Source organism: Paraburkholderia sp. RL18-085-BIA-A, assembly GCF_046027075.1.
Classification (GTDB): domain Bacteria; phylum Pseudomonadota; class Gammaproteobacteria; order Burkholderiales; family Burkholderiaceae; genus Paraburkholderia.
Genome location: NZ_JARESU010000437.1, coordinates 1 through 1,288, shown reverse-complemented (window position 1 = coordinate 1,288; position 1,288 = coordinate 1). Strand labels below are relative to the sequence as shown.

Sequence of the window (1,288 nt, the reverse complement as noted above, 5' to 3'; positions counted from 1 at the left end):
GCGTTGACGCTCCTATGTCAAGGGACAGGCGTCGAATCGGCCAGATCGGCCAGGATGAGCGGGTACAGTTCCCGGACGATATAGCGCTTCAGGCAGCGATGGATTTCCTTGTTCGACATGCCTTCCTTTGTCCGACGATCCACATACGCACGGGTACGCGGATCACTGCGCATCCGAACCATGGCAATGGTCCACAGGGCGTTATTTGCAGACCGATCACCGCCCCTGTTCAAACGATGCCGGACCGTCTTGCCGGACGACGCCTGCAACGGACTTGTGCCGCAAAGTGCCGCCAGCGCAGCTTCGCTTTTCAGACGTTCGGGATTGTCACCCGCGACAGCAACCAGTACCGCAGCGGTCTGCGGGCCGACGCCGAATCTTTCGCGAACCCGCCTGGCATGCTGGCTGGTGAGGCTGTCAAGCATAGTATCGAGTGCTTTGAGCTCTTCTGCCAGTGTCAGCCAACGCTTCGCCAGCAACCGCAGCGTAGTCGTGAGCGTTTGCAACATTGGCGTGTTACCCAACGAGCGAAGACGGACGCAACCCCCAACGCATTCTGCCGCCTTCGCTTTCAGCAGACGATCGCGGATTTCCTGCGGCGCGCTCACGAGCAAAGCCCGTAACTGGTTGATGGCCTGCGTCTTTGCCTTGACGGCACTGCGCCTGGCAACGGAGACGGCGCGCATTGCCTCGGCGGCACCGGACTGCTCCTTTGGAATAGCCGTAGCGCTTCCGGAGAGGACCGCACGCGCGGCGTTTTCAGCGTCAGTGGGGTCGGACTTCCCTCTGGATCGGCGCATCGCGCGATCGGGACGATTGACTTCCAACACATCGATCTCATGATCGCGGAGCACGCGGGCCAATCCCGCGCCGTAGGTGCCGGTCCCTTCAACCCCGGCGCGGCGTAAAGGGCCGAACGAATTCGCCCATGTCAGCAGATCGAGATATCCAGCCCTGTCGGTCGAGACCGATAGCGTTCCAAGAAGCCTGCCTGTGTCGCTGATCACAGCCCCGACATGCGTATCCAGATGCGTGTCAACACCCAGAATCACTTCGTTTTGTTCCATGCGTGTGTCCGTTGTAGTGGGCGCATCGCCAACCCCACTCGCAGGACAGGACACTCATGGTGCAGTACAAAGCTCCTATCAGGTCACAGACGGTGAGCCCGGCAACGCTCGGGGAACGCCGGAACCCGATCGACAGGTCAACGCCAGGGCAGCTCGGCCAATCCCAACACGGGTCAGATCGGTCCGACGTTCAGAAGCGATCTTAGACTGAGTATCCCAAC

Annotated in this window: 1 protein-coding gene; it reads right to left on the bottom strand. The window is 60.6% G+C overall.

The features are described 5' to 3' along the window. Positions 1-17: 17 nt before the first annotated feature. Positions 18-1,067 carry an IS110 family RNA-guided transposase gene (locus P0D89_RS53075; RefSeq protein ID WP_408379650.1) on the bottom strand — a complete coding sequence of 350 codons (1,050 nt, stop codon included), beginning with the start codon at positions 1,065-1,067 and terminating at the stop codon, positions 18-20. Between the last annotated feature and the right edge of the window lie 221 nt (positions 1,068-1,288).

Excerpts from the sequence above, each read along its gene's own strand:
- P0D89_RS53075 (WP_408379650.1), bottom strand. The coding sequence starts at position 1,067 with ATGGAACAAAACGAAGTGATTCTGGGTGTTGACACGCATCTGGATACG.